The sequence below is a fragment of the Sphingomonas abietis genome, assembly GCF_027625475.1.
GTDB classification, from domain to species: Bacteria; Pseudomonadota; Alphaproteobacteria; order Sphingomonadales; family Sphingomonadaceae; genus Solisphingomonas; species Solisphingomonas abietis.
Genome location: NZ_CP115174.1, coordinates 3611886 through 3634064, shown reverse-complemented (window position 1 = coordinate 3634064; position 22179 = coordinate 3611886). Strand labels below are relative to the sequence as shown.

20 protein-coding genes and 1 tRNA gene are annotated in these 22179 nt (G+C 65.2%); 12 read left to right on the top strand and 9 right to left on the bottom strand.

Translation table 11 applies throughout. The annotated features are described in order from the left end of the window. Positions 1-60: 60 nt before the first annotated feature. Together PBT88_RS17035 and aroA are read right to left on the bottom strand one after the other, a co-directional pair. Positions 61-678 (bottom strand): (d)CMP kinase, encoded by a 618-nt coding sequence (locus tag PBT88_RS17035; protein ID WP_270076498.1) that lies wholly within the window; start codon positions 676-678, stop codon positions 61-63. Continuing rightward, positions 675-2036 carry a 3-phosphoshikimate 1-carboxyvinyltransferase gene (aroA, locus tag PBT88_RS17030; RefSeq protein WP_270076497.1) on the bottom strand — a complete coding sequence of 454 codons (1362 nt, stop codon included), beginning with the start codon at positions 2034-2036 and terminating at the stop codon, positions 675-677. Before aroA ends, PBT88_RS17035 begins: the two co-directional genes overlap by 4 nt. A gap of 111 nt (positions 2037-2147) precedes the next feature. Here aroA and PBT88_RS17025 point away from each other — a divergent pair, with 111 nt between their 5' ends. Both PBT88_RS17025 and PBT88_RS17020 read left to right on the top strand, forming a co-directional pair. Then, entirely contained in the window at positions 2148-2462 is a 315-nt protein-coding gene (locus PBT88_RS17025; RefSeq protein WP_270076496.1) for a TIGR02300 family protein, read from the top strand. Between the two features lie 136 nt (positions 2463-2598). Beyond that, a tRNA-Ala gene (locus tag PBT88_RS17020) sits at positions 2599-2674 on the top strand. Positions 2675-3364: 690 nt separating this feature from the next. On the opposite strand, the gene PBT88_RS17015 is transcribed toward PBT88_RS17020, so the two are convergent. Then, positions 3365-3658 (bottom strand): hypothetical protein, encoded by a 294-nt coding sequence (locus PBT88_RS17015; RefSeq protein WP_270076495.1) that lies wholly within the window; start codon positions 3656-3658, stop codon positions 3365-3367. 84 nt (positions 3659-3742) lie between these two features. Here PBT88_RS17015 and PBT88_RS17010 point away from each other — a divergent pair, with 84 nt between their 5' ends. The 4 genes from PBT88_RS17010 (at position 3743) to PBT88_RS16995 (ending at position 10806) form a co-directional block, all read left to right on the top strand. Next, entirely contained in the window at positions 3743-5746 is a 2004-nt protein-coding gene (locus PBT88_RS17010) for an argonaute/piwi family protein (RefSeq protein WP_270076494.1), read from the top strand. Positions 5747-5757: 11 nt separating this feature from the next. Then, positions 5758-7005, top strand: a complete 1248-nt coding sequence (locus PBT88_RS17005) for a PD-(D/E)XK nuclease domain-containing protein (protein ID WP_270076493.1) — start codon at positions 5758-5760, stop codon at positions 7003-7005. A 215-nt stretch (positions 7006-7220) separates the two neighbouring features. Next, positions 7221-9002, top strand: coding sequence for an ATP-dependent nuclease (locus tag PBT88_RS17000; protein WP_270076492.1), 1782 nt, complete (start codon positions 7221-7223; stop codon positions 9000-9002). Continuing rightward, positions 8989-10806: an ATP-dependent helicase gene (locus PBT88_RS16995; protein WP_270076491.1), complete on the top strand. Its 1818-nt coding sequence runs from the start codon at positions 8989-8991 to the stop codon at positions 10804-10806. Before PBT88_RS17000 ends, PBT88_RS16995 begins: the two co-directional genes overlap by 14 nt. A gap of 251 nt (positions 10807-11057) precedes the next feature. Here PBT88_RS16995 and PBT88_RS16990 read toward each other — a convergent pair whose 3' ends face one another. Genes PBT88_RS16990 through PBT88_RS16980 form a run of 3 tightly spaced genes read right to left on the bottom strand, consistent with a single transcriptional unit; the run spans position 11058 to position 12175 of the window. After that, a complete protein-coding gene (locus PBT88_RS16990) occupies positions 11058-11630 on the bottom strand; it encodes an alpha-ketoglutarate-dependent dioxygenase AlkB (protein WP_270076490.1) in 573 nt (190 codons plus the stop codon). A gap of 4 nt (positions 11631-11634) precedes the next feature. Then, positions 11635-11871: a hypothetical protein gene (locus tag PBT88_RS16985; RefSeq protein WP_270076489.1), complete on the bottom strand. Its 237-nt coding sequence runs from the start codon at positions 11869-11871 to the stop codon at positions 11635-11637. A gap of 1 nt (position 11872) precedes the next feature. Beyond that, complete coding sequence (locus PBT88_RS16980; RefSeq protein WP_270076488.1) at positions 11873-12175, bottom strand: SOS response-associated peptidase family protein; 303 nt, start codon at positions 12173-12175, stop codon at positions 11873-11875. Positions 12176-12477: 302 nt separating this feature from the next. Here PBT88_RS16980 and PBT88_RS16975 point away from each other — a divergent pair, with 302 nt between their 5' ends. The 5 genes from PBT88_RS16975 to PBT88_RS16955 all read left to right on the top strand — a co-directional run bounded on the left by PBT88_RS16975 (position 12478) and on the right by PBT88_RS16955 (position 19221). Further along, positions 12478-13071 (top strand): SOS response-associated peptidase, encoded by a 594-nt coding sequence (locus tag PBT88_RS16975; RefSeq protein ID WP_326521553.1) that lies wholly within the window; start codon positions 12478-12480, stop codon positions 13069-13071. A gap of 212 nt (positions 13072-13283) precedes the next feature. After that, entirely contained in the window at positions 13284-13976 is a 693-nt protein-coding gene (locus PBT88_RS16970) for an ImuA family protein (protein ID WP_270076486.1), read from the top strand. Continuing rightward, on the top strand, positions 13894-15705 hold the full coding sequence (locus PBT88_RS16965) for a DUF6504 family protein (protein WP_326521552.1): 1812 nt from the start codon (positions 13894-13896) through the stop codon (positions 15703-15705). The genes PBT88_RS16970 and PBT88_RS16965 overlap by 83 nt, the downstream gene beginning before the upstream one ends. Further along, positions 15705-18965 carry an error-prone DNA polymerase gene (locus PBT88_RS16960; RefSeq protein ID WP_270076485.1) on the top strand — a complete coding sequence of 1087 codons (3261 nt, stop codon included), beginning with the start codon at positions 15705-15707 and terminating at the stop codon, positions 18963-18965. The genes PBT88_RS16965 and PBT88_RS16960 overlap by 1 nt, the downstream gene beginning before the upstream one ends. Then, a complete protein-coding gene (locus PBT88_RS16955) occupies positions 18952-19221 on the top strand; it encodes a hypothetical protein (RefSeq protein ID WP_270076484.1) in 270 nt (89 codons plus the stop codon). The genes PBT88_RS16960 and PBT88_RS16955 overlap by 14 nt, the downstream gene beginning before the upstream one ends. A gap of 94 nt (positions 19222-19315) precedes the next feature. Here PBT88_RS16955 and PBT88_RS16950 read toward each other — a convergent pair whose 3' ends face one another. From PBT88_RS16950 to PBT88_RS16940, 3 genes are all read right to left on the bottom strand, one after another. Continuing rightward, a complete protein-coding gene (locus tag PBT88_RS16950; RefSeq protein WP_270076483.1) occupies positions 19316-19516 on the bottom strand; it encodes a hypothetical protein in 201 nt (66 codons plus the stop codon). A gap of 82 nt (positions 19517-19598) precedes the next feature. Further along, positions 19599-20102, bottom strand: a complete 504-nt coding sequence (locus PBT88_RS16945) for a Dps family protein (protein WP_270076482.1) — start codon at positions 20100-20102, stop codon at positions 19599-19601. Positions 20103-20434: 332 nt separating this feature from the next. Further along, positions 20435-21136, bottom strand: a complete 702-nt coding sequence (locus tag PBT88_RS16940; RefSeq protein WP_270076481.1) for a pirin family protein — start codon at positions 21134-21136, stop codon at positions 20435-20437. 109 nt (positions 21137-21245) lie between these two features. Here PBT88_RS16940 and PBT88_RS16935 point away from each other — a divergent pair, with 109 nt between their 5' ends. Further along, positions 21246-22175, top strand: a complete 930-nt coding sequence (locus PBT88_RS16935; RefSeq protein ID WP_270076480.1) for a LysR family transcriptional regulator — start codon at positions 21246-21248, stop codon at positions 22173-22175. Positions 22176-22179 lie beyond the last annotated feature (4 nt).

The following is a 22179-nucleotide window of genomic DNA, read 5'->3' as shown; positions in this document are numbered from 1 at the left end:
TCTCCTATCCTTTTGGGGGAGGCTAGGAGCATACCGTTCTTATGAAAAGTGGCCTTGGGCCTAGCGGGTCCGCTCCACCAGGACGATCGCGGCGGCCACCGCAGCCGCGACGCCGAGATCGCTGGTATCGAGCAGAACCGCATCGTCCGCCTGCTTCAGCGGGGCGATGCCGCGCCCCGAATCGCGCTCGTCGCGGGCCTGGATGTCGCCCAGCACATGCGCGTAGGTGACGGCGAGGCCCATCCGGACCAGCTCGTCGAATCGCCGCTGCGCGCGCACCGCCGGCGTGGCGGTGACGAACAGCTTGGCCTGCGCCTCGGGGGCGATCACCGTACCGATGTCGCGCCCGTCGAGCACGGCGCCGCCCGGCTGGCGGGCGAAATCGCGCTGGCGCTCGAGCAGCGCGGCGCGCACCGAGGGATGGGCGGAGACGATCGAGGCGGCACGGCCGGCGGCCTCGCTCTTGAGCACGCTGTCGTCGAGCAGGCCATCGTCGAAGGCGCAGGCCTGGAAGGCGTCGCCCTCGTCGGCGGGATCGCCGCCGCTGCGCAGGACCGCCATGCCGACCGCGCGATAGAGCAGGCCGGTGTCGAGATGGGGCAGGCCGTAATGGCGGGCGAGCGCCTTGGCGATGGTACCCTTGCCCGATGCGGCGGGGCCGTCGACCGCGATGATCATGCCGTCGCTCCTTCGCTGTGTTCGGCGCCGAGGCCTTCCATCATCGGGATGAAGATCGGGAAGCTGGTCGCGATCGGGGCGCGATCGTCCACCGTCACCGGCGCGCGGCAGGCGAGCGAGGCGACCGCGAAGCTCATCGCGATGCGGTGATCGAGATGGGTGGCGACGGTGGCGCCGCCGGCCAGCCGCTCGCCGCCGGTGCCGTCGATGATCAGCCCGTCTTCGACTTCCTCGACGGCGGCGCCGATCGCGCGCAGGCCCTCGGCCATCACCGCGATCCGGTCGCTCTCCTTGACCCGCAGCTCCTCCAGCCCGCGCAGGACCGAACGACCCTGCGCCAGCGCGCACGCCACGAACAGGATCGGGAACTCGTCCACCATGCTGGGCACCACCGACGGATCGGGCTCGATCCCGGACAGCGTCGAGGCCTTCACCCGCAGGTCCGCCACCGGCTCGCCGCCGACGAGACGCTCCTTCTCGAAAGTGATGTCGGCGCCCATCGCACGGAGCACCTGATAGAGGCCGGCGCGGGTCGGGTTGAGGCCGACATTCTCGACCACGATGTCCGATCCCGGCACGATCAGCGCCGCCACCACCGGGAAGCCGGCCGACGAGGGATCGCCCGGCACGACGATGTGCTGCGGCTTGAGTTCGGCCTCGCCGGTAATCGATATGATGCGTTCGCCGCCGGCCTCTTCGACGGTCAGCTCGGCGCCGAAGCCGCGCAGCATCCGCTCGCTATGGTCGCGGGTCGGCACCGGCTCGATCACGCGGGTGATGCCCGGCGTGTTGAGCCCGGCCAGCAGCACCGCCGATTTCACCTGGGCGGAGGCGACCGGCAGGCGATATTCGATCGGCACGGCGGGCACGAGCCCGCGCACCATCAGCGGCAGGGTCTGGCTGTTCTTGGCACCGGGGCTGGCGGTGAACGCGGCGCCCATCTTGGATAGCGGCTCGATCACCCGGCCCATCGGGCGTTTGGAGAGCGAGGCGTCGCCGGTGAAGGTGGCGATCACCGCATGGCTGGCGACGAGGCCCATCAGCAGCCGGGTCGAGGTGCCCGAATTGCCCATGTCGAGCGCCGCCTGCGGCTGGAGCAGCCCGCCGACGCCGACGCCGTGGATCGTCCAGCGGCCATCCTCGCTCCGCGCGATCGTGGCGCCCATCGCCCGCATCGCGGCGGCGGTGGCGAGCACGTCCTCGCCCTCCAGCAGCCCCTCGACCCGGCTTTCGCCGACCGCCAGCGCGGACAGCATCAGCGCACGATGCGAGATCGACTTGTCGCCGGGCACGGTGACGCGGCCCGTGAGCGGACGGTGGGCGGAGAGGCGGAGCGGTTGGGCGGGTGCGTGGCTCATGAGCGCGGGCTTTTGACAGCGGCCCCCCGCTATGGCAAGGCGCGCGGCTTGACGCCCGTGGTGGATTTCCGCCGGGGTGACCTTCTTCAACCGATTGGATGTGGACGAGACATGGTGAAGCCTGAATGGGGCACCAAGCGGACCTGCCCGAAATGCGGCACCCGCTTCTATGATCTGGGCAAGGAAGACCCGGTGACCTGCATCGCCTGCGGCATCCAGTGGGAGCCGGAGCCCGTGCTCAAGTCGAAGCAGCCGCTTCCCTTCGACGCGCCCAAGCCCGTCAAGGAGAAGAAGGAAGAGGAAGATTCGGATCTCGCCGAGGATCTGGACATCGGCGAGGACGAAGAGCCGGCCGACGACGATACCGATATCGGCGGTGACGACGATCTCGGCGTCGCCAAGCATGACGACGAGGACGATCAGTAAGATCGTCCGAATGCCTTTCCGGGGCCTTCCGCAAAAAAATGTGGAGGCCTCGGATAAGGCGCTTGCAAGGGCCGGAAACCTGCCCTAACAGGCGCCTCTGCCGAGGCCGGAACCCAGCCGGATCGGACGAAAATGTGGGGCCGTAGCTCAGCTGGGAGAGCGTCGCGATGGCATTGCGAAGGTCTGGGGTTCGATCCCCCACGGCTCCACCATTCCGCCTTGATTTTAAACGATAATTTGGTCGTTTTCGGGTGGGGCCTAATTTGGGGCCTAATTCTTTTTCGAAAATTTTTTTGAGGCTGCGCTCGCTTGAAGGCGCTTAGCTCACCCCATAGCGAGCGATTCGCTAGCCGGCGTCGGATAGGCGCACGGCAGCCTTTTTCCGGCAACGTCACCGCGCTTTTGTTGAGATGTGCCATTGTGCCGCTGCCCTCAATCCATGCTTGAGGTCGTCGTCCGATCAGATTGTAGCGGCCGAGACGGGGGAGACCGGAATGGCCGGTGTGGAGCGGCGAGCCGAGGTAAGGCGACGTTTGTTCACGCGGGCGCCCATGGCCGATATCGACCAGGTATCGCCGTTCCTCTGTGGTGGCGCGAACGTCCGGTTCTGACAGGAGCCGCCGGCCGGCAAGCGCCCTCTCTTAACACGCTCAAGCGGAAACTTGCGGATCCGGGAATCGTCCGTTCGTCCATCTCGAGGCGGACGATGATGATGAGGAAGAACGCATGACCTCGGCCGGACTTTGCGGCCCACCCGCTTCTCCAAGATAGGACTCCGATATCTGAAAATCGGCGATGGCGCGGTGACGTGACGCTCGGCATTACTTTGCGTCGGCGACCGCACTAGAGTGGCGGCTCGATGGATAGACAACCGGGAGTGATGGGTGAGCAGAGAATCATCGTCAAGGAGTGCCGAAGCCGCCATCAGCAACTCGCCATCGCCCGGACCGTGTCTCAATATCGCGCCGCTGAGCTTCTCGGACGATTGCTTCCGCGCAGGTCGTCAGCCTTACGCCGACGAGGAGACCTATCGCGCGCTGCGCGAACGGCATCGCGCAAGCCATGTCTTTCGCTTCGATGTTCGCGACGGGATGATTTGGAACGTCGCTGTAGTGCCCGACGTCGTGCCACTCGGCGAAACACAGGTCGCGCGGGTCGACGAGCATCTTCTCCTGCTGGGCAAGGTCGTCCAGCATCTGCTCCTCGAATGGCTGCGCGCCACCCGCACCATCCTCCGCCCCGTGCGCCCGCTGCAATGCTGGGGCAATCGCAAGGCGGCCTTGCTGTCGGCCGCGATCCGAGAGCGTAATCTCGAGCCCGTCGAGGGTCTCGATGTGCTCGTGCGCCACAGCTTCGATACCCGCGTCCTCCAGACGCGGGGCGCCGCCGCCCCAGCCTTCCTCGCGCTTCTCCTTGACGTCGACACATCCAACGAGCTCGCGATCGCCGGTGACGCACTGATCGATGCGCGCTTCGACCTGATAGGGCGGTGGGTCTGCCGCCATGCGCCGATCGAGGATGGTATGCGACCACGCCTAGAAACGCTAGGTCGCGTCATCGGGGTCGAGAGCGGGATCCTCCGGCTGGCTGATCCCAGCGGCGACGATAGCGTCGCGGCTAAGCATGTGCTTCTTGAGCCGCGCCAGGAATATCTCGAAGCCCTCGTGCACCACCAATATGACCGCGCGGCCCACCGCATCTTGACCGGCTTGGCCAAGCGGCGCCGGGAATATTGGTCTGGCGCCCAGAAGCTCGATCATATTCGGCGGACCCTTGAAGGCGTCCGCGACAAATTCGCCAAGGACCTGCATCTGCCCGATGGGCTCATAATCCATGTCGGAACGCTGCTCGGTGCCGGCGACCCGCTCTTTCCCGACACGATCGAGACATCGCGCCCGACATTCCTGTTCGGCGCGCAGGGTAGCCAGACAAACCGGTCGCCCGATATTGGCGTTAAGACCTTCGGTCCGTACAAATATATGCAGCATGCTCGTAACGCCCCGTTGGTCGCCGTGATCTGCGAAAAGGGTAAGGAAGGCAGTGCCGACGAGCTGGCGCGCGCGCTACGCGATGGCTTTCCGGATGACGTCTGGCGCGAGATCGTCAGCGGGCGCCCCAACCCCAAGGTCAATCCCTTCCAGGGTGGACTCGTGGGAAAATTCCGTCTCGCCCGCGTGCAATTCGAGTTCGAAGCGGCGGCGGATTCGTCGGTCGATGCGTATGAGAAAGCCATCCAGCGACTGCTGGGACGCCTGCCGGCGGCCCCCGACCTTGCGCTCGTCCAGACCCGACAGGCCCATCGCGACCTGCCAGCGCCAAGCAATCCCTACTTAATCTCGAAAGCGCGGTTCATGACCGCCGGCGTACCCGTCCAGGGCGTCCGTCTCGAGACCATTGAAAACGACGAGGCCGGACTCGCTTATACGCTAAATGGCTTGGCGCTACAGGCCTATGCAAAGCTCGACGGGCTGCCCTTCGTCATGTCCATGCGCGGGCCGGCGACGCATGAGCTGGTCATCGGGCTCGGCTATGCCGAGACACGCGAGGGCCGGTTCGGCGTCCGCGATCGCTATGTCGGCCTGACCACAGTCTTTCAGGGCGATGGCCGTTATCTGGTTTGGGGTCAGACCAGGGAAGTCGAGTTCGACCAATATGCCGACGCGTTGATCGAGCGGTTGCGCAGCAGCATCGCCTATGTCCGCGAGCAGAATAATTGGCAGCCCGGCGAGACCGTCCGTCTAGTCTTCCATGTCTTCAAGCCGCTGAAGAACACCGAGATCGATGCGGTGAAGGCGGTGGTCCGCGAGCTGATCGCTGATCAACACGCGGTGAAGTTCGCCTTCGTCAACATCTCGCAGCACCACGAATATCTGCAGTTCGACCCGTCCCAGCGCGGCAAGGATTATTGGGCGGGGCGGGGTGACCGTCGCCTGAAGGGCGCCGGCGCGCCCACGCGCGGGCGATGTCTCCAGCTCGGGCCACGAGCCGCCCTGCTGCAGCTTATCGGGGTCGACGAGGTGAAGACGGATCAGCAGGGCCTTCCCGTGCCACTTCTGATCGACCTCCACCCGGATTCCGACTTCACGGACATCACCTATCTCGCCCGGCAGATCTTCCATTTCTCCTACCTCTCGTGGCGGAGCTTCTTCCCGTCGCACGAGCCGATCACGATTCTCTATTCGCGGTTGATCGCGGCCTCGCTCGCAAACCTTAAGCCGGTACCGGGGTGGAACAGCGCCGTGTTGGCATCCGAGCGACTGCGCGGTTCAATGTGGTTCCTGTGACTCCGCAAGCCTTGCTGGCGGATCGCCTAGAGGAGCTTCGCCGCACGATCGCGTTTTCGGCGCAGGACGCCGCGCCCTCGGCGCTCGGCTTTGCTGGCCGGCTGCATCGGGCCGGCGACGTCGCGACCGACTGGACGCTTCCCGCCGCGTCGATCGCGGACGCCCTCGAGGCGGCGCGCTACGGCGGCGTCCCGGCGATCGCGCATGCCGGCTACGTCCTTGCCTTCAGCGACGATGCGACGGCCGCCAGGTATGCTGCGGCTTTCCTTGGCGAGATTGCCCGCCTGCGTGGACGGCCCGGCGCCGTAACCGGCCAGATCCTGGCCGACGACATTGCGCTTCTCGGCATCGCCGACGGCCTCCACAGAATCGGCGATGTCGCTGACGCGCGGGACGCGCGGACCTGGCTTGCAGCCTACGCGGACGCCTGGTCCGGGCCACCCCACTGGACCGGCCGCGCTCGGCTGCTCGCTGCAGACTTGATGGACGGGCGCGGGCGCCTCAAGGCGGCCGCTCCAGGTGGCGACGCCGATGCGCAGGCGCTCGAACTTGCTCTCCGCCGGGTCTGGCCGCTTGCCGCGACCCTCTCGCCGGTACCGTCCGACGACCAGCGCATCGCGACGATGACCGAGCTCCTGCGCCGGACCGCACCGGTCGCAGGCGAGCTCGAGCGCGCCGCCGCCTGGTCGGTGGGACTTGCTGTGCTCTCGGGGGAGGCGGCGGTATCGCTTGTCCCCACGGTCGACGAGGTCGTAACAATCCTGCGCGCGACGCAAGGGGCGCTCAAGCGCTGGCCTTGGGAGGAGGACGGCGCACGACGGCGGGGCGCGCGCTGGCTCATCGACCGCGAGGCGCATGTTCAGGCCTTCCTGTACGCAATCCTCTATCCCCGCTTCGGGGCGTCGCTCTGCGACGAGCGCTACACAGCGTCGACCGGCCTAGTGCAGCCGCGCATCGACTTCGGCATTCGCGACCTGAAGCTCGTCATCGAGGCGAAGGTCGTGCGCAACTGGGCCGAGGCGGCCAAGATCGAAACCGAAATTCGCGAAGACTGCGTTCGATATTTCGAGCGGCCGGAGGAGTGGAGCCGCATGGTCGCCTATATTTATGACGATGCTGACAGCTCCCAGCCCGAGCGATGGGACAGCCTGCGCGATGCGCTCAGGCGGCACGACACCCGCATCATCGACGTCGTCTTCGTGCGGCGCCCGAGCAGTCTGCCACCGCGCTCCGACGAGGCTCGTATGACGGCGCGATGAGCCTAAATGCCGCCTCCTGGGGCGCCTCTCTGCGGGCTGTCGTCGGCTCAGCTGATCATATCGAGCACGCTTGTTTCCGACCCGCTTGATCGGACTGGCGATGTTCAGCCACTCGCAAGCGAGGTGCGTGGCGGCTCCGCTTATCGTGAAGATGATGCTAGCGTCGGCGAAACCGCGACCGACCGCGCGATCAGACAGAAACGGGAACGCTGAACGTGAGAATATCAAGGGTTCGCATCGTCAACTTCGCCAACTTCTCGAACCTCGACGTCCAGACCGGCGAGAGCATCGTCGTGGTTGGCGAGAATAAGGTGGGTAAGAGCAACTTCCTGCGAGCGATCCAACTCATCCTCGATCCTGCCTTGTCGGAGCGGGATCGCCAACTCGGCTTGGATCAGTTCTGGGACGGCCTCGGGGAAGAGAAGCTCGGCGCCACCGTGGAAGTATCGGTCGAGCTTACCGACTTCACCGACGATCCGCGCCTGATGGCGCATCTCAATGATTGCATTGTCGATCCCGGTCCGCCGATGCTTGCCCGGCTGACCTACCGTTTTCAGCCGAAGGCTGGGCTCGAAGGTGATCCCGAGGGTCTCGCCGATTACGAGTACGTGATCTTCGGCGGCGACGACCCTGACATGGTGATCGGCGCGTCGCTACGCCGTATGCTGCCGCTCGATGTTCAAGTCGCACTTCGCGACGCCGAGAAGGATCTGTCGAACTGGCGCCACTCGCCGCTGCGGCCGTTGATCGAGGAACTGGCCACCTCGTTGGACGAGGAGGCGCGGTCCGAAATACAGGAACAGGTGAACGCCGCCCAGACGGAGCTTGTCGGGCGGGCCGAGGTGGTCGCAACGGCTACCCGAATTAGCGACCGCCTGATCGCGATCGCCGGCGCGCAGCACGCGACACCTGTCACGCTTGGACTGGCACCGACGCGGCTGGATGCGCTCTTGCGGAGCCTGCGCCTTCTTATCGACAATACTACTCGCGGCATCGCGGACGCGAGCCTCGGCACCGCCAATTTGGTCTTTCTCGCGCTGAAGAGCCTCGAACTCGACCGCTTGGTCGCTGACGGTGAGCGAGACCACACCTTCTTCGCCATCGAGGAGCCCGAGGCGCATCTCCACCCGCACGTCCAGCGCCTGGTCTACCGCTACTTCCTTGAGGGGACGGACGGCGACGAGGATGAGCCGCCGCTCACGACGATCCTCACGACCCATTCACCGCACATCGCCAGCGTGACTCCGATCCGCTCCGTAGTCCTGCTGCGTCATGACCCCACAGCGGGAGCCACGGTCGGAGTGTCCACCGCCGCCGCACCGCTTACCACGCGCGATGAAGGCGATCTGCAACGCTACATTGACGTGAGCCGCGGCGAAATCTTTTTCGCTCGCGGCGTCATCCTCGTTGAAGGCGACGCGGAGCGCTTCCTCGTCCCGGCTTTCGCAGAGGCGCTCGACATGCCGCTCGACATGCTGGGCATCACGGTCTGCTCGGTGGCCGGCACCAACTTCACCCCCTATGTCAAGCTGCTGGGATCGCGGGGTCTCTCTATCCCGCACGTCATCATAACCGACCGCGATCCGAACGGGCCGCATCCACCGTTTGTCCGACGGCGCCTGATCAGCGTCCTCGAAATTGTCGACGAGGACGTCGACTTCGAGGCGATGGGCGCCGACGAAGTGATCGAGCACGCTGAGCCGTTCGGGTACTTCGTCAACGGCGACACGCTCGAGCTCGAACTGTGGCGAGGCGGGCTCGCACAGCGGATGCAGCGGGTGATCCTACGCGAGCTTTCGCTTGTTCAGGCGGCGAGAACTCGGATCCAAGGTTGGATCGATGATCCGGCCACGCTGGAGCCCGATCGGCTGCTCGGCTACATCGAGCGGATCGGCAAGGGCCGCTTCGCTCAGGCCTTAGCTCCTCGAGTCACTGCCGCCGCCTGTCCTGACTATATCCGCCGTGCGCTGGAGCACATCCGCGATGCCGTCGCGTAGCATCAGCGCAGCCTATCTCGGCCAAGCGGCCGATCTCGCCGGCAATCCCGGCCAACTCGCGGCTTACGACTCGACCGGCCACTGCGTCGTGCTCGCCGGCCCGGGGAGCGGCAAGACGAAGACGCTCGTCCTGAAGCTCGCGCGCATCCTGGCGGAAGACGTTCGAGCCCCGCGCGGAGCCGCTTGCATCACCTACAGTCAGGAGTGCGCGCGCGAGTTGACCCGCCGGTTGGAGGGGCTCGGGCTGCGCGAAGCGTCCAATCTCTTCATCGGCACGGTCCACGGCTTCTGCCTGCGTCATCTGCTCATGCCCTATGGCCGGCTCGCCGACCTGCCGCTGCCGTTCCCGCTCACGATGGCGACGCAGCGCCAGAGCGAGGCGCTTTTCAAGCGCTCGGGAGACCGGCTATTCGGCGTCAATCACCCTTGGAAGTCAATCGATCTCGGACGACACCGTCGCTCGGTGCTCGACCGCACCGCCGACGATTGGGAGGCCGAGGCAGAACTCGCGGCGTGGACGGTGGCCTACGAGGCGGAGCTGCGCCGCACCGGTCTAATCGACTTCGACGACCTGATCGTCTTCGGTCAGCAGTTGATCGCCGAGCATGACTGGGTCTTGCCATTGGTGCAGGCCAAGTTTCCCGTACTCGCCGTAGACGAATATCAGGATCTCGGTGTCGCTCTCGACCGGATCGTACGTCGGCTTGCGTTTGAAGGTGATGTGCGGCTCTTCGCAGTCGGCGACCCGGACCAATCGATATACGGATTCACCGGCGCCGATGGCGGATTGCTCACGGACCTGGCCGAACGAGGCGACGTCGAGCGCGTGCAGCTTCAGCTCAACTATCGTTCGGCCGCGCGGATCGTCAGCGCCTCTGAGATGGCGCTCGGCGAAACGCGCGGCTACCAGGCAAGCGATCAGGCGCGACAGGCGGTGATTGCCTTCGTGCCTTGCGATGGCGGTCTCGAAGGACAAGCCGCGCACGCTGTCGCGGAGATCATTCCCGTCGCGCTCGCCTCGAAGCCGGGGCGGAGCCTCGGCGACATCGCCGTCCTCTACAAGGACTTTCGCGCGGGTAACATCGTGGCCGATGCCGCGACCGCCGCCGGCTACGATTATGTGCGCATTGACACCGCCGCGCCTTATCGCAAGGTCGCGCTCACCAGCTGGATCGAGGATTGCGCTGCCTGGTGCGCGGGTGGCTGGCGCGAGGCCCGACCGCAGCTGCGCGGGCTTCTTGACCGTTGGCATGGCTTCCGGCGCACGCGCGTCCGCGACCAGCAGGCGCGGGAAGAGGCTCGGCGCCTGACCGCCTTGCTCTGGTCGTTGAGAGATGACGAGGCGCCCGCCCGCGGGTTCGTGGCAGCGATGCGTGCCGGCTTGTTAGACGCGCTGATGGCTACGGAGCCGGGCCTCGCCGATCAACGCGAGCAGGTCGACCGCATGACGGAGGCGCTGGCAGTAGGGGGCGCGCTGGCCGAGTTAGACATGGCTAGCTTGGGAGGCCGCGACGGCTCGCCGCTACACCTGAATCTGCTCACCCTGCACTCGGCGAAGGGATGCGAGTACGACGTGGTGATCATGGTTGGTCTCGATCTCGGCAGTTTGCCGTGGCTGAACGAGTCGCCTACCAAGCTGCGGGAAAGCCGGCGACTTTTCTACGTCGGTCTGACGCGCGCGCGCGACGAGGTTCACATGCTTTATTCGGGGTTCGTCGATACCCCGCGCGGGCGAATGTACCGCGGCCGCTCGCCATTCCTCAACGAACTCGAGCAGCGCATGGCTGAAGCGGGGACAACCTGATCGATGTCGATGTTTCAGATCCGCGAGGCCAGTCGTCTGCGCTTATATGCGGGTGTAACACCGACTGATGAGTGTCCAGAGTTGGGGCGGGCGGTGGACTCTCGACGACTGCTTCTGGGTCATGCCGTTAACAGCAAGCAGGCGGATGGATCTTCAATGGCTCAGTGCGCGAACGTCGACTCCTGTCGGAAACCGCCGTTTGGCGGAAAGATTCGGACCGTCGGCTTCGTCCCAATTGCTGCCTTCTGATTTTAGTCTCGCGGCCAAAGCGATGATGGTGAGCGGAAAGTGATCGACCAGCGTGTGCGATCCATCTCGTTTATGCTGTGCTGCCATTCGTGCCGGGCTTCCCCTGACATGTGATAGGCGGCCCGAGGAGCAAGCGGGAGCGACACCCGATCATATTTGCCGTCCGGGCGCTGGCGCCTGAATCGCATGTCTGCCGGCGCTCCAAGCGAGAGCCCAACGACATGCTCATAGATCGGGCGATCACGGTGCCAGTTTATACCAGCGCCTTTATCGTAGCGGATCATCAGCGCCTGAATTAGCTCGCGCGGGTCTAACCCTGCACATCTCGCGAGGCGTTCACGAACCGGCTGCAACCAGGGCGGGATCGGGGCCGCACGGTCGACCCGATGCGTGTCGAAATCGTAATTCCACCCGAATGATGCCGTCACTCGTTTGCCGGTCCAGCCCTGGAACCGAAACGGCGATAGCTCGATCGCGTCGATCGCCGAGATCAGCCCACGTTCCTCGTCATCACTCACGATCTCAGGAAACGATGCCAAGCCCGGCAGCAGCGGCGCGTTGAATAGGTCCAGCACGGTGCTAAAAGGGCAGTTCTTCGATGAACTCGACCATTTCGCCGAAAGCCACTGGGTCGAACGCTGGGCCGCACTCGGTGACGAACACCCGCGTCAGGCGCGCCGCTTCGGTCAAGGCTGAATCATCCGTGTCGGCCACTTCGTGCTCCGTCCGCCAGCGCGCGAGCGCAGCTGCCCGATCGGCCTGGGTGGGTGCCGGAAGCTCTACCAATGCCGCTACGATATCCGTTCCCGCGTTCATTTCAGAGCGCCAATACCTTCTGGACGGGCGCGCCGTCGATCTCCTCGACGAGGAACAGATGCGCCGGCGGCGTCACCAGCAGATCGCCTTCCGGCACCGTCGCGTCGAGCCAGCTCATAACCTGACGACGATGAATGATCGCGCCATGGCGCTCCTGATAACGCGCGACCTCCGGATTGGCGGCGACCGTGATGATCCGGAAAGCCAGCGGCCATCCCGCCATTGCCGGCTCCCAAACCCCGGCGAGATAGAAGAAATTCCCGTCTTCCAGCGTTACCCTGTAACGGCGATCGCCAACGGTCATGTGAAACTCGGACGCTGGCATAAGGCAGCGATAGGCGGGAAAAGTCTTTCCTTCCGACCGGACGAACCGATACTCGATTCCAGCCGAAAAGCGTGGGTTCGATCCCCAGCGCGCGCCTACTATCTCTTTCTTGCCCGGTTCATCGGGCTTGTATCGTATGATCGGTCGCACACTCCCATCGGGAGCGTTCGTGTCGAAAGGGGTTGCGGTTGCGCTCACGGATAAGAACATAATGTGAACGAAAGCGAGTCGCAAGATGTTGGAAGGCAGACCACCTCATGTGCAATGACTATCGTCTAGAGGTGGAGATCGCCTCGATCATGGAGGATTTCGATGACCTCGAAATCAACATAGAGACGCCGGAAGGCATTCCCAACGTCGAGCCCCGCGCCGACATCAAAATGACGGACACGGCCCCGATCGTCCGCGGCGTAGAAGGCAGGCGAGGTGTCGGTGAACTGGTGAACCGACGATGGAGCTGGCCAGGCAATAACCGAAAGCCGGTCTATAACTTCCGGTCAGAAGGCCGCGGGTTCACCTCGCATCGCTGCCTTATCTTGGCCGACGGCTTCTATGAGTTTGGGGAACCCATACAGCCTGGCCAGAAGCGCAAGACCAAATACTTGTTCACCCTCAAGAACCATCGGTGGTTCTGCATCGCCGGTATCTGGCGTTCCCATCCCGAGGTTGGCGAGGCCTTCACGATGCTGACGATGGAGCCGGGCGAGGACGTTGCGCCCTACCACTCCCGACAAATCATTCCGCTGAACCGTGCTCAGTGGGCGGACTGGCTCGATCCGTCGGTTCCCGCTGAAGAGATACTCGGCGTTCTCCCCAAGGGCAGTCTCCCGGTAACCCGAATTTTCCCCCCGATGCCCGAGGCGACGATGCTTTGATGCAGGGATGCCTGCCGCACTCGGTAGCGATCCGAACGGAGTTGGCCCGCTAGCAAAGCGATTCGCGACCTTGACGAATCTTCCGACTCAACGGAACATATATAGAACGAACGAGTCGATGATGATCTGTGCTGACACCGCCTGCCTTGAACGAACGGCCTCGCGCCGAACAGCTTTCTGCGCTCCGCGCGCAAGTGGCACTGGCCACCGCGTTGCGGGGGCCGGCGCTGGCGTTCGCGCTGCCCGCACTCGATAGCCGGCTTGCCGATCGCGGTCTCGACACCGCTGGCCTTCACGAAATCGCGGCCGCGTCCGAGACGCTGAGCGATGACGCAGCCGCCACCCTGTTTCTCGCCGGCATCGCCGCTCGCTTTGCCGAGCAGCCCGGCCATACGATGCTCTGGGCCGTCACCGCTTTCGATCTCTACGCGCCTGGCATCGAACAGGTCGGCCTCGGGCCCGACAAGATTCTCTACGGCCAAGGTCGCAAGGACATCGAGGTGCTGGCTATGGCCGAGGATGCCTTGCGGGACGGCTCGCTGGCGTGCGTGATCGCGGAGGTGAAGGCCGCCGACATGACCGCGACGCGGCGATTGCAGCTCGCAGCGGCCGATGGTCAGACACCGATGCTTCTCTACCGCCGCCACCGAGTGCGCGGGCGTTGCCCGCTCGCCGTGCCGTCAGCTGCGATGACGCGGTGGCGAATCGGGTGCGTGCCATCGGAGCGGCTACCTTGGGCTGGCGTCGGCCGACCGCGCTGGCTTGTCGAGTTGGTCCGTCAGCGCAGCGGCAATCCCTTTTCCCTCGAACTGGAGGCGTGCGATGCCACGGGTCGCCTCGCTCTTCCTGCCGCAACTGCCGATCGAGCGGCTGCGACGGAACGAGCGCTCAGCCAAGCCGCCTGACGCCGGCTACGCGGTCGCGCCACGGTTCGCGCCGCCGATCGACGATGATCCTGGCGCCTGTTCGGTTCCGCGCGGAGGGGGATGGCGTCCCGGCGCGCGGTGGGCACGCGACGAGACCGTTGGACGCCGACCATCCCAGATCGAGATCGATGCGCTTCCCGCCCATCAGCGCCCGACCATGCGCGAGATGGGGCGGCGCAGCGAGCATGCCGAACATCCGTTCCGGGCGATGCGGCCCGACGACGGCGGTGCTCCGCCCGTTGCCGCCCCGCCGGGCTGGGCCACCTTATGGGGCCGCCCGACCGTGCTCATCATCCGGACGGGCCAGCGCGACATCATCACCGCTGCCTGTCCCGCGGCCTTCAACCTCGGGTTGCGGCCCGGAATGGCGGCCGCCCATGCTCGCGCGCTAGTCGCCGATCTCGATGTCCGGGATGCCGAGCCCGATGCCGATCGCGCGCTGCTCGACCGCCTTGCTTTGCACGCCGCCCGGCAATGGACGCCGTCCGCCAGCGTGACCGGCCCGGACGGATTGTGGTTCGATCTCACTGGCACCACTCATCTGTTCGGCGGCGAGGCGCGCTTCTGCCGGCGCCTGCTCGCCTTCCTGAAACGGCTCGGCCTGACCGCGCGCATCGCGATCGCCGGTACGCCGGGTGCCGCCCATGCGCTTGCCCGGTTCGGAAGCGACACCATTACGTTGCTCGACCCTGGTCAGGAGGCACAGGCGATTGCCGATCTGCCGCTCGCCGCGCTCCGCCTCGATTCCGACGCGCTGATTGCGGCCGCGCGGTTCGGGCTCGAGCGCATCGCTGACCTCTATCCGATGCCCCGTGGACCGCTCGCACGGCGTCTCGGCATGCGCAGCGTCGATCGCCTTGATCAGGCGCGCGGCAGCCTCGCCGAACCAATCATTCCGGTGGTGCCCATCGATGCGCCGCGCGTGACCCGCCGCCTGCTTGAGCCGATCGGCACGCCGGAGAGCATCGCGCAGGTCATCGACGATCTTGTCGATGACCTCGTCGCACTGTTGCAAACCCGCGGCCTTGGCGCGCGTGCCGTGCAGCTCACTGCCGATCGCGTCGATGGAGAGGCGCAGCGCCTCGCTGTCGGCGCCTCTCGCGCGACGCGCGACGCCCGGCATCTCAAGCGCATGTTCGGACTCCGGATGGAGGGGCTCGATCCCGGCCTCGGCATTGAGGCGATGCACCTCGCCGTGCCCTTGTCCGAGCCGCTCGGCGCCGAGGCCGCAGGCGCGCTGCTCGAAACTTCGCGCAAGACGCGCGACCTCGCGCCGCTGGTCGACCAACTCAGCAGCCGCGCCGGCGGGTCAGCGCTGTTTCGCGTATCGTCCCAAGAGAGCGACGTGCCCGAACGCGCGATGCGCCGCCTGCCGCCACTTGCCACGCCCTCGGGCTGGCCGGGATGGAAGCGGCCGGCGCGGCTCCTCAGGCGCCCCGAGCCGCTGTCCAATGTCGTCGCGCTGCTGCCCGACCATCCGCCTCGTCGCTTCACCTGGCGCCGGCAGGATTTTCGCGTCGTCGCCGGTGACGGCCCCGAGCGCATTCACGGCGAATGGTGGCGGAACGCGCAGGAGATGTGGGCTGTGCGCGACTATTTCCGCGTTGAGGCGGAGGGCGGCCAGCGCTTCTGGCTGTTCCGGCGCGGCGACGGCGTCGATGCTCCGACTGGCGACCTCAGCTGGTACATGCACGGGATGTTCGGTTGATGGCGACCTACGTCGAACTTCAGGTCGCAAGCCACTTTTCGTTTCTGCGCGGCGCGTCGTCGCCCGAGGAGCTCTTCGCCGCCGCCGCTCTGCTCGGTCATGAGGCGATGGGCCTCGCCGACTGGAATACGGTCGCCGGTGTCGTGCGCGGCTGGGATGGCCAGAAGACGACGGGCGTGCGGATGATTCCGGGCTCCCGGCTGGACCTGACCGACGGCCGCACATTGCTGCTCTACCCGCGAACCCGCACCGCCTGGTCGCGCCTCACCCGGATGCTATCGATCGGCAAGGCGCGCGGCGGCAAGGGCAAGTGCATCCTCGAATGGAGCGATGTCGCGGCCCATGCCGATGACATGGTCGCGATCCTCGTACCCGACATGCCTGACGATCGGACGATCGCCGATCTGCGCGAGCTGCGCGGCGTGTTTGGCCAACGCGGCTATTGCGCACTTGCACTGCGCCGGCGGCCCGACGACGCCGAACGACTGCACCGGCTCGACGCGACCGCGCGGGGTGCCGGCGTGCGCAGCGTCGCGACCGGCGATATTCTCTATCACAGCGCCGAGCGGCGACCGCTTCAGGACGTGGTCAGCGCGATCCGCGAGAAATGCACCATCGATGCGCTGGGCTTCCGCCGCGAGCGCTTCATGGACCGCAACCTGAAATCACCCGATGAGATGGAGCGGCGCTTCCGCGACTTTCCCGACGCGATCCAGGCGAGCGCCGACATCGCGCGCCAATGCACCTTCGACCTTGGCGAGATCCAATACCAATATCCTTATGAGCAGGTCATGGCGGGGCGGACCGCGCAACAGGCGCTCGCCGCGCTCACTGAGGATGCAGCCGCCGCCAAATTCCCTGATGGCATTCCCGCCCGTTATCGCGAGCAGATCGACCATGAGCTGGGTCTGATCGACCAGCTTGGCTACGCGCCCTATTTCCTGACGGTCAACGCGATCGTCGCCGAGAGCCGTCGGCGTGGCATCCTCTGCCAGGGGCGCGGATCGGCTGCCAATAGCTGCGTCTGCTATCTGCTGGGCATCACCTCGATCGATCCGATCCAGCACGAGCTGCTGTTCGAGCGGTTCGTATCGGGCGAGCGCCGCGAGCCACCCGATATCGATGTCGATTTCGAGCATGAGCGACGCGAGGAGATCATTCAGTGGATTTACAATACATACGGGCGTGACCGCTCGGCGCTGACCGCCGTCGTCACACGCTACCGCACGCGCGGTGCCGTCGCCGAAGTTGGCAAGGCGCTTGGTCTGCCGCGCGATCTCACCAAGATGCTGACTGGCCTCGTCTGGGGCTGGTCGATGGACGGCATCCCGCAGGAGCAGATCGAAAGCCTCAACCTCAATGCCGAGGATCACCGGCTGAAGCTGACGCTGGAACTGGCTCGCCAGCTTATCGGCACGCCGCGCCATCTTTCCCAGCATCCTGGCGGATTTGTGCTCACTCAGGACCGACTCGACGATCTCGTGCCGATCGAGCCGGCGCGCATGGAAGACCGCCAGATTATCGAGTGGGATAAAGATGATATCGACGCGCTGAAATTCATGAAGGTCGACGTGCTCGGCCTGGGAATGCTCGGCTGCATGAACCGCGCCTTCACCCTGCTGGAGCAAGACAAGGGCATCCGCGTCAGCATGGCGGACCTGCAGGACGACGACCCCGACGTCTATGGCATGATCCAGCGCGCCGATACGCTCGGCACCTTCCAGATCGAGAGCCGGGCGCAGATGTCGATGCTCCCGCGCATGAAGCCCAAGGAGTTCTATGATCTCGTCATCGAGGTGGCGATCGTGCGGCCTGGGCCGATCCAGGGCGATATGGTGCATCCGTATCTTCGTCGCCGCGAGGGCAAGGAGAAACCCGAATATCCCCGGCCCGAGCTGCGCGCCGTTTTGGAAAAGACGCTCGGCGTGCCGCTCTTTCAGGAGCAGGCGATGAAGGTGGCGATTGTCGGCGCCGGCTTCACCGCCGTCGAGGCCGACCAACTGCGCCGCGCCATGGCGACGTTCAAGCTAACCGGCGGAGTCAGCCACTTCTACGACAAGCTGGTCGGCGGCATGGTTGCGCGCGGCTATCCCAAGGACTTCGCCGAACGCACCTTCAAGCAGATCGAGGGTTTCGGCTCTTACGGCTTCCCCGAGAGCCATGCCGCTTCTTTCGCCAAGATCGCCTATGCGTCGTGCTGGATGAAATACCATCATCCCGACGTCTTTTGCGCGGCGCTCCTCAACGCGCAGCCAATGGGCTTCTACGCGCCCGCCCAGATCGTCCGCGACGCCCGCAATCACGGCGTCGAAATCCGCCCCGTCTCGGTCAACCATAGCCATTGGGACTGCACGCTGGAGCACGCGCGCGGTCGCCATATGGCCGTACGGCTCGGCTTCCGTCAGGCGCGGGGCCTTGCCAATGTCCATGGCGCTGCCATCGTCGCGGCGCGCGGGCCGACACCCTATGACAGCGTCGAAGAGGTCTGGCGTCGCGCGGGCGTACCACGCGCCGCGATCGAGCGGCTCACTGAGGCCGACGCCTTTCACTGCATCGCCGAGAATCGCCGTCAGGGGTTATGGAAGGTGAAAGGGCTCGGCGACGCGCCCCTGCCATTATTCGCTGCCGCCGATGCGCGCGCGGGCGGCTTCTCGCCCGAAGGGCTCGAACCCGACGTGGCGCTCCGCGCGATGACGGCGGGCCGCGAGGTCGTCGAGGATTATCGCGCGCTCCAGCTTTCACTGCGCGGCCATCCGCTCCAATTCCTGCGGTCCGAGCTGGACGCCATGCGTATCGTACGCTGCGCAGATCTCGCCACGATCCGGGATGGGCGCAACGTCGAGGTCGCCGGGGTCATTTTGGTGCGCCAGCGCCCTGGCTCCGCCAAGGGCGTCCTTTTCGTGACGATCGAGGACGAAACCGGCGTGGCTCAAGGCATTCTCTGGCCTGACAAGTTCGAGGTCTATCGTCGCCAGATCATGTCCGCATCCATGATAGCCATGCGCGGTCGCCTCCAGAAGGAAGGGGAGGTCATCCACATCATCTGCGACCGCATCATCGACCATGATCCCATGCTGCGATCGATCGGCCGGATGGATTTTGCCGTCACACCCGGGCGCGGCGATGGTGCATCGCATGGCGGCGGGCCGGACCCGCGTGACCCGGCTTTTCCGCGTGGCCGCACGCTCGCCTCGCCGCCCTTCGGCAGCGCGCAGGAGCAGGAAGAACTGGTGCGTATCCGCAGCCATGACTTCCACTGAGGCCGGAGCGCGGGCCACCGGCACGATTGAACGCGCGCTCGACGTCCTGCGGGAAGCGGCCGGACAAAAAGCCAAGGTGCAAACACGCGGCGTGGCGCTGGCGCTGTGGGTCTTGCGCAGCCGCTGCCCCGATGAATGGCTCATCGCCTTCTGGGATGCCGCCGGCTCCGAGCATGAGATCGGCCGCAGCCAGGGACTGCACGCCGCCTACAACGGCATCGTCCGGCAGATCCGGAACGCGAAAACCGCTCGGTAGGCACCGAGTTTGGCGCGGAGCACCTAACCTCAGCCAATGCCAGCCTTGTCCGAGCTATTCAGCAGCGAACAACGATCGATCCGCAATCCTGCGATCATTCGATCGAGAAAGAGAAGTGGCATCCGTCGGGCGCGACTGCGCTCAACGAGACATTGCCACCGAACTCTGTGAGTTGGAGTCGGGGAACCTCGTGGCCGCGATCGAAGCAATATCGCTCGATCAGCGCGAGCGTTGCTCCCGGCTCTAGGGAGCGGGGAGCGGGGGCCTCAAGGTGGCTGGTGAGCTGCGTGGTCATTGCGATCATTCTCCGTGCTGCCCCGCCGTGGTCTCTCGAAGTCCCCCGTCATCCTGTTCGGCGCGCCATGCGCCGGCGGCATTCAGCGTCCCGGACGATGGAACGACTGATGCAGGAACCACGCTCGGCGCTCGCTCTCGTCGATCCAGTTTTCGAGAAGACTCGCTGTCGCGACGTCGTGATACTCGTCGCAGACGGCGTGGACGCTGCGCATCGCCGAAATCACCTGCACGTTATCGTCGCGAAGCTCAGCCAGCATGTCCAGCGGATCGACATATTTGGCGTCATTGTCAGCGATGCGCTGCAGGCGGGCGATGTCGCCAATCGACGTGATGGCAGCGCCGCCGATCTTGCGCGAGCGTTCGGCGATCGGATCGGTCATAGCGAAGATCTGGCTGCTCTGTTCGTCGAGGAGGAGATGATAATCGCGGAAGTGCGCGCCGCTCATGTGCCAATGGAAGTTCTTGGTCTTCACGTAGAGCGCGAACACGTCTGCAAGCAGCGCGCGCAGCGCCGCACCGATGTCGCGAGTGGCCTCTTCGGGGAGGTCCGTCATACCGCTCGGGCGGTCGATCACATGGTCCATCTCTTATTCCCTTCTTCCGGCGCGGCCGGGTGCTGGCGGCACGATGGCCGGGTTCAGCGAGATGGTAGCGGGGCAGGATTTGGGCTTGCAGCCCAACGAAGGTTCGGGGGCTGCACAACCGAGGTTTGGGGATCTCTGCATTCTGTTGAGCGAGAGGTGTGATCGCAGCCCAAACCTTCGTTGGGATTCCTACGATGCCACCAAGGCTTCACTATCGCTTCCGAAAGGCGTGGTGACGAGGAAGGCCATTGCGAAACGGACAGCCTGCATCGGTGATACGCAAAGGGACCGAGCCCATGGGCCCGGTCCCAAGTTGCGCTTTATCGTGGCGATCAGGCGGCGGCGTCGACCAGCACCAGTTCGCTGTCCTCGACAGCCGTGACGCGGATCACGGACTGATCCCGGATTGCCGCGCCGTCGCGTGCATTGACGCGCAGTCCGTCAATCTCGACCGAGCCGGTCGCCGGAACGAGGTACCCGAACCGATCCTCGTCGAAGTGATACTCAGCGGTCTCGCCAGCCTTGAGCGTGGCGCCGACGACGCGGGCGTCGGTGCGGATCGGCAAGGCGTCGTTGTCGTTGGCAAAGCCGGAGGCGAGCACCACGAACTGACCCGAGCGATCGCCCTTCGGGAAGGGCCGGGCGCCCCAGCTGGGCTTCTCCCCGGTCTGGGTCGGCTGAATCCAGATCTGGAAGATCTTGGTGGTGGTGTCCTCCTTGTTATACTCGGCATGGGCAATCCCGGTGCCGGCCGACATCACCTGGACGTCGCCAGCCTCCGTGCGACCGAGATTACCGAGATTGTCCTGATGGGTGATCGCGCCTTCGCGCACATAGGTGATGATCTCCATGTCCCGATGCGGATGCGGCGGAAAGCCGCTCTGGGGGGCGATCGTGTCGTCGTTCCAGACGCGCAGGCTGCCCCAGTTGGTGCGCTGGGGATCGTAGTAATTGGCGAAGGAGAAATGGTGCTTGGCGTCGAGCCAGCCATGGTTCGCGCCACCGAGGCTATTGAAAGGCCGAAGTTCGATCATGGGTCGTCTCCCTGGCCGACTACTGTGTCGGCCGATGAAGACGATGTAGGCGAGCGCTGCTTATCGCATCAGCCGGATAAGATATCAGAAAACGTTCGAGCAAGTTGAAATGAGCGACCCCGGCACTCCGACTTTCGATCAATTGCGCATCTTCCTCGCAGTCGTGGACGAAGGCAGCTTCGCGTCTGCAGGTCGCCGCCTCAACCGTGCGGTTTCGGTAATCAGCTACGGCATCGCCAACCTCGAAGCGCAGCTCGGCGTGATCCTGTTCGAGCGCGAAGGCACGCGGCGGCCGAAGCTCACGGAGGCGGGGAGGGCGGTGCTTGCCGAAGCGCGCACCGTCGCGAGCGGCATTGATGGGCTGAAGGCCAAGGTCAAAGGGCTGATGGATGGCCTTGAGGCCGAAGTGAATTTCGCGGTCGATGTCATGCTGCCGGCGCGGCGGCTGGGCGAAGTCCTTCGCGCCTTCGCCGCAACCTATCCGACCGTGACCCTGCGGCTGCACGTCGAAGCGCTAGGCGCGGTGGCAGCGCATGTGCTTGATGGGCGCGCTGTCATTGGCCTGTCCGGACCGCTCGCGGTCGGAATCGACGGCATCGCGTCTGTAGCGGCCGGAAGCGTCCCCATGGTGCCCGTCGCCGCGCCGGATCACCCGCTCGCATGCTATGAGAAGATTCCGTCCGGGGCAGGGCGGGACCACGTCCAGCTCGTCCTCACCGATCGCTCGCCGCTGACCGATGGCCGCGACTTCGCGGTTCTCAGTCCCCGCACGTGGAGGCTCGCCGATCTCGGGGCCAAGCATCAGTTGCTCCGCGAGGGTATCGGCTGGGGAAACATGCCGCTGCCCCTGATCGAGAGCGACCTTATCGCCGGCACGCTCAAGCGCCTCATCATGCCGGATGATCCCGGCGGGATGTATCGGTTCGCCGGGATCTGGCGCCGAGATCGGCCTCCGGGGCCGGCCGCGACCTGGCTGCTGAACGAACTCGTCGAGCGGGCGAGAGGGGATGTCGATCTCGCCGGAGCGGCAGACCTATGAGGGT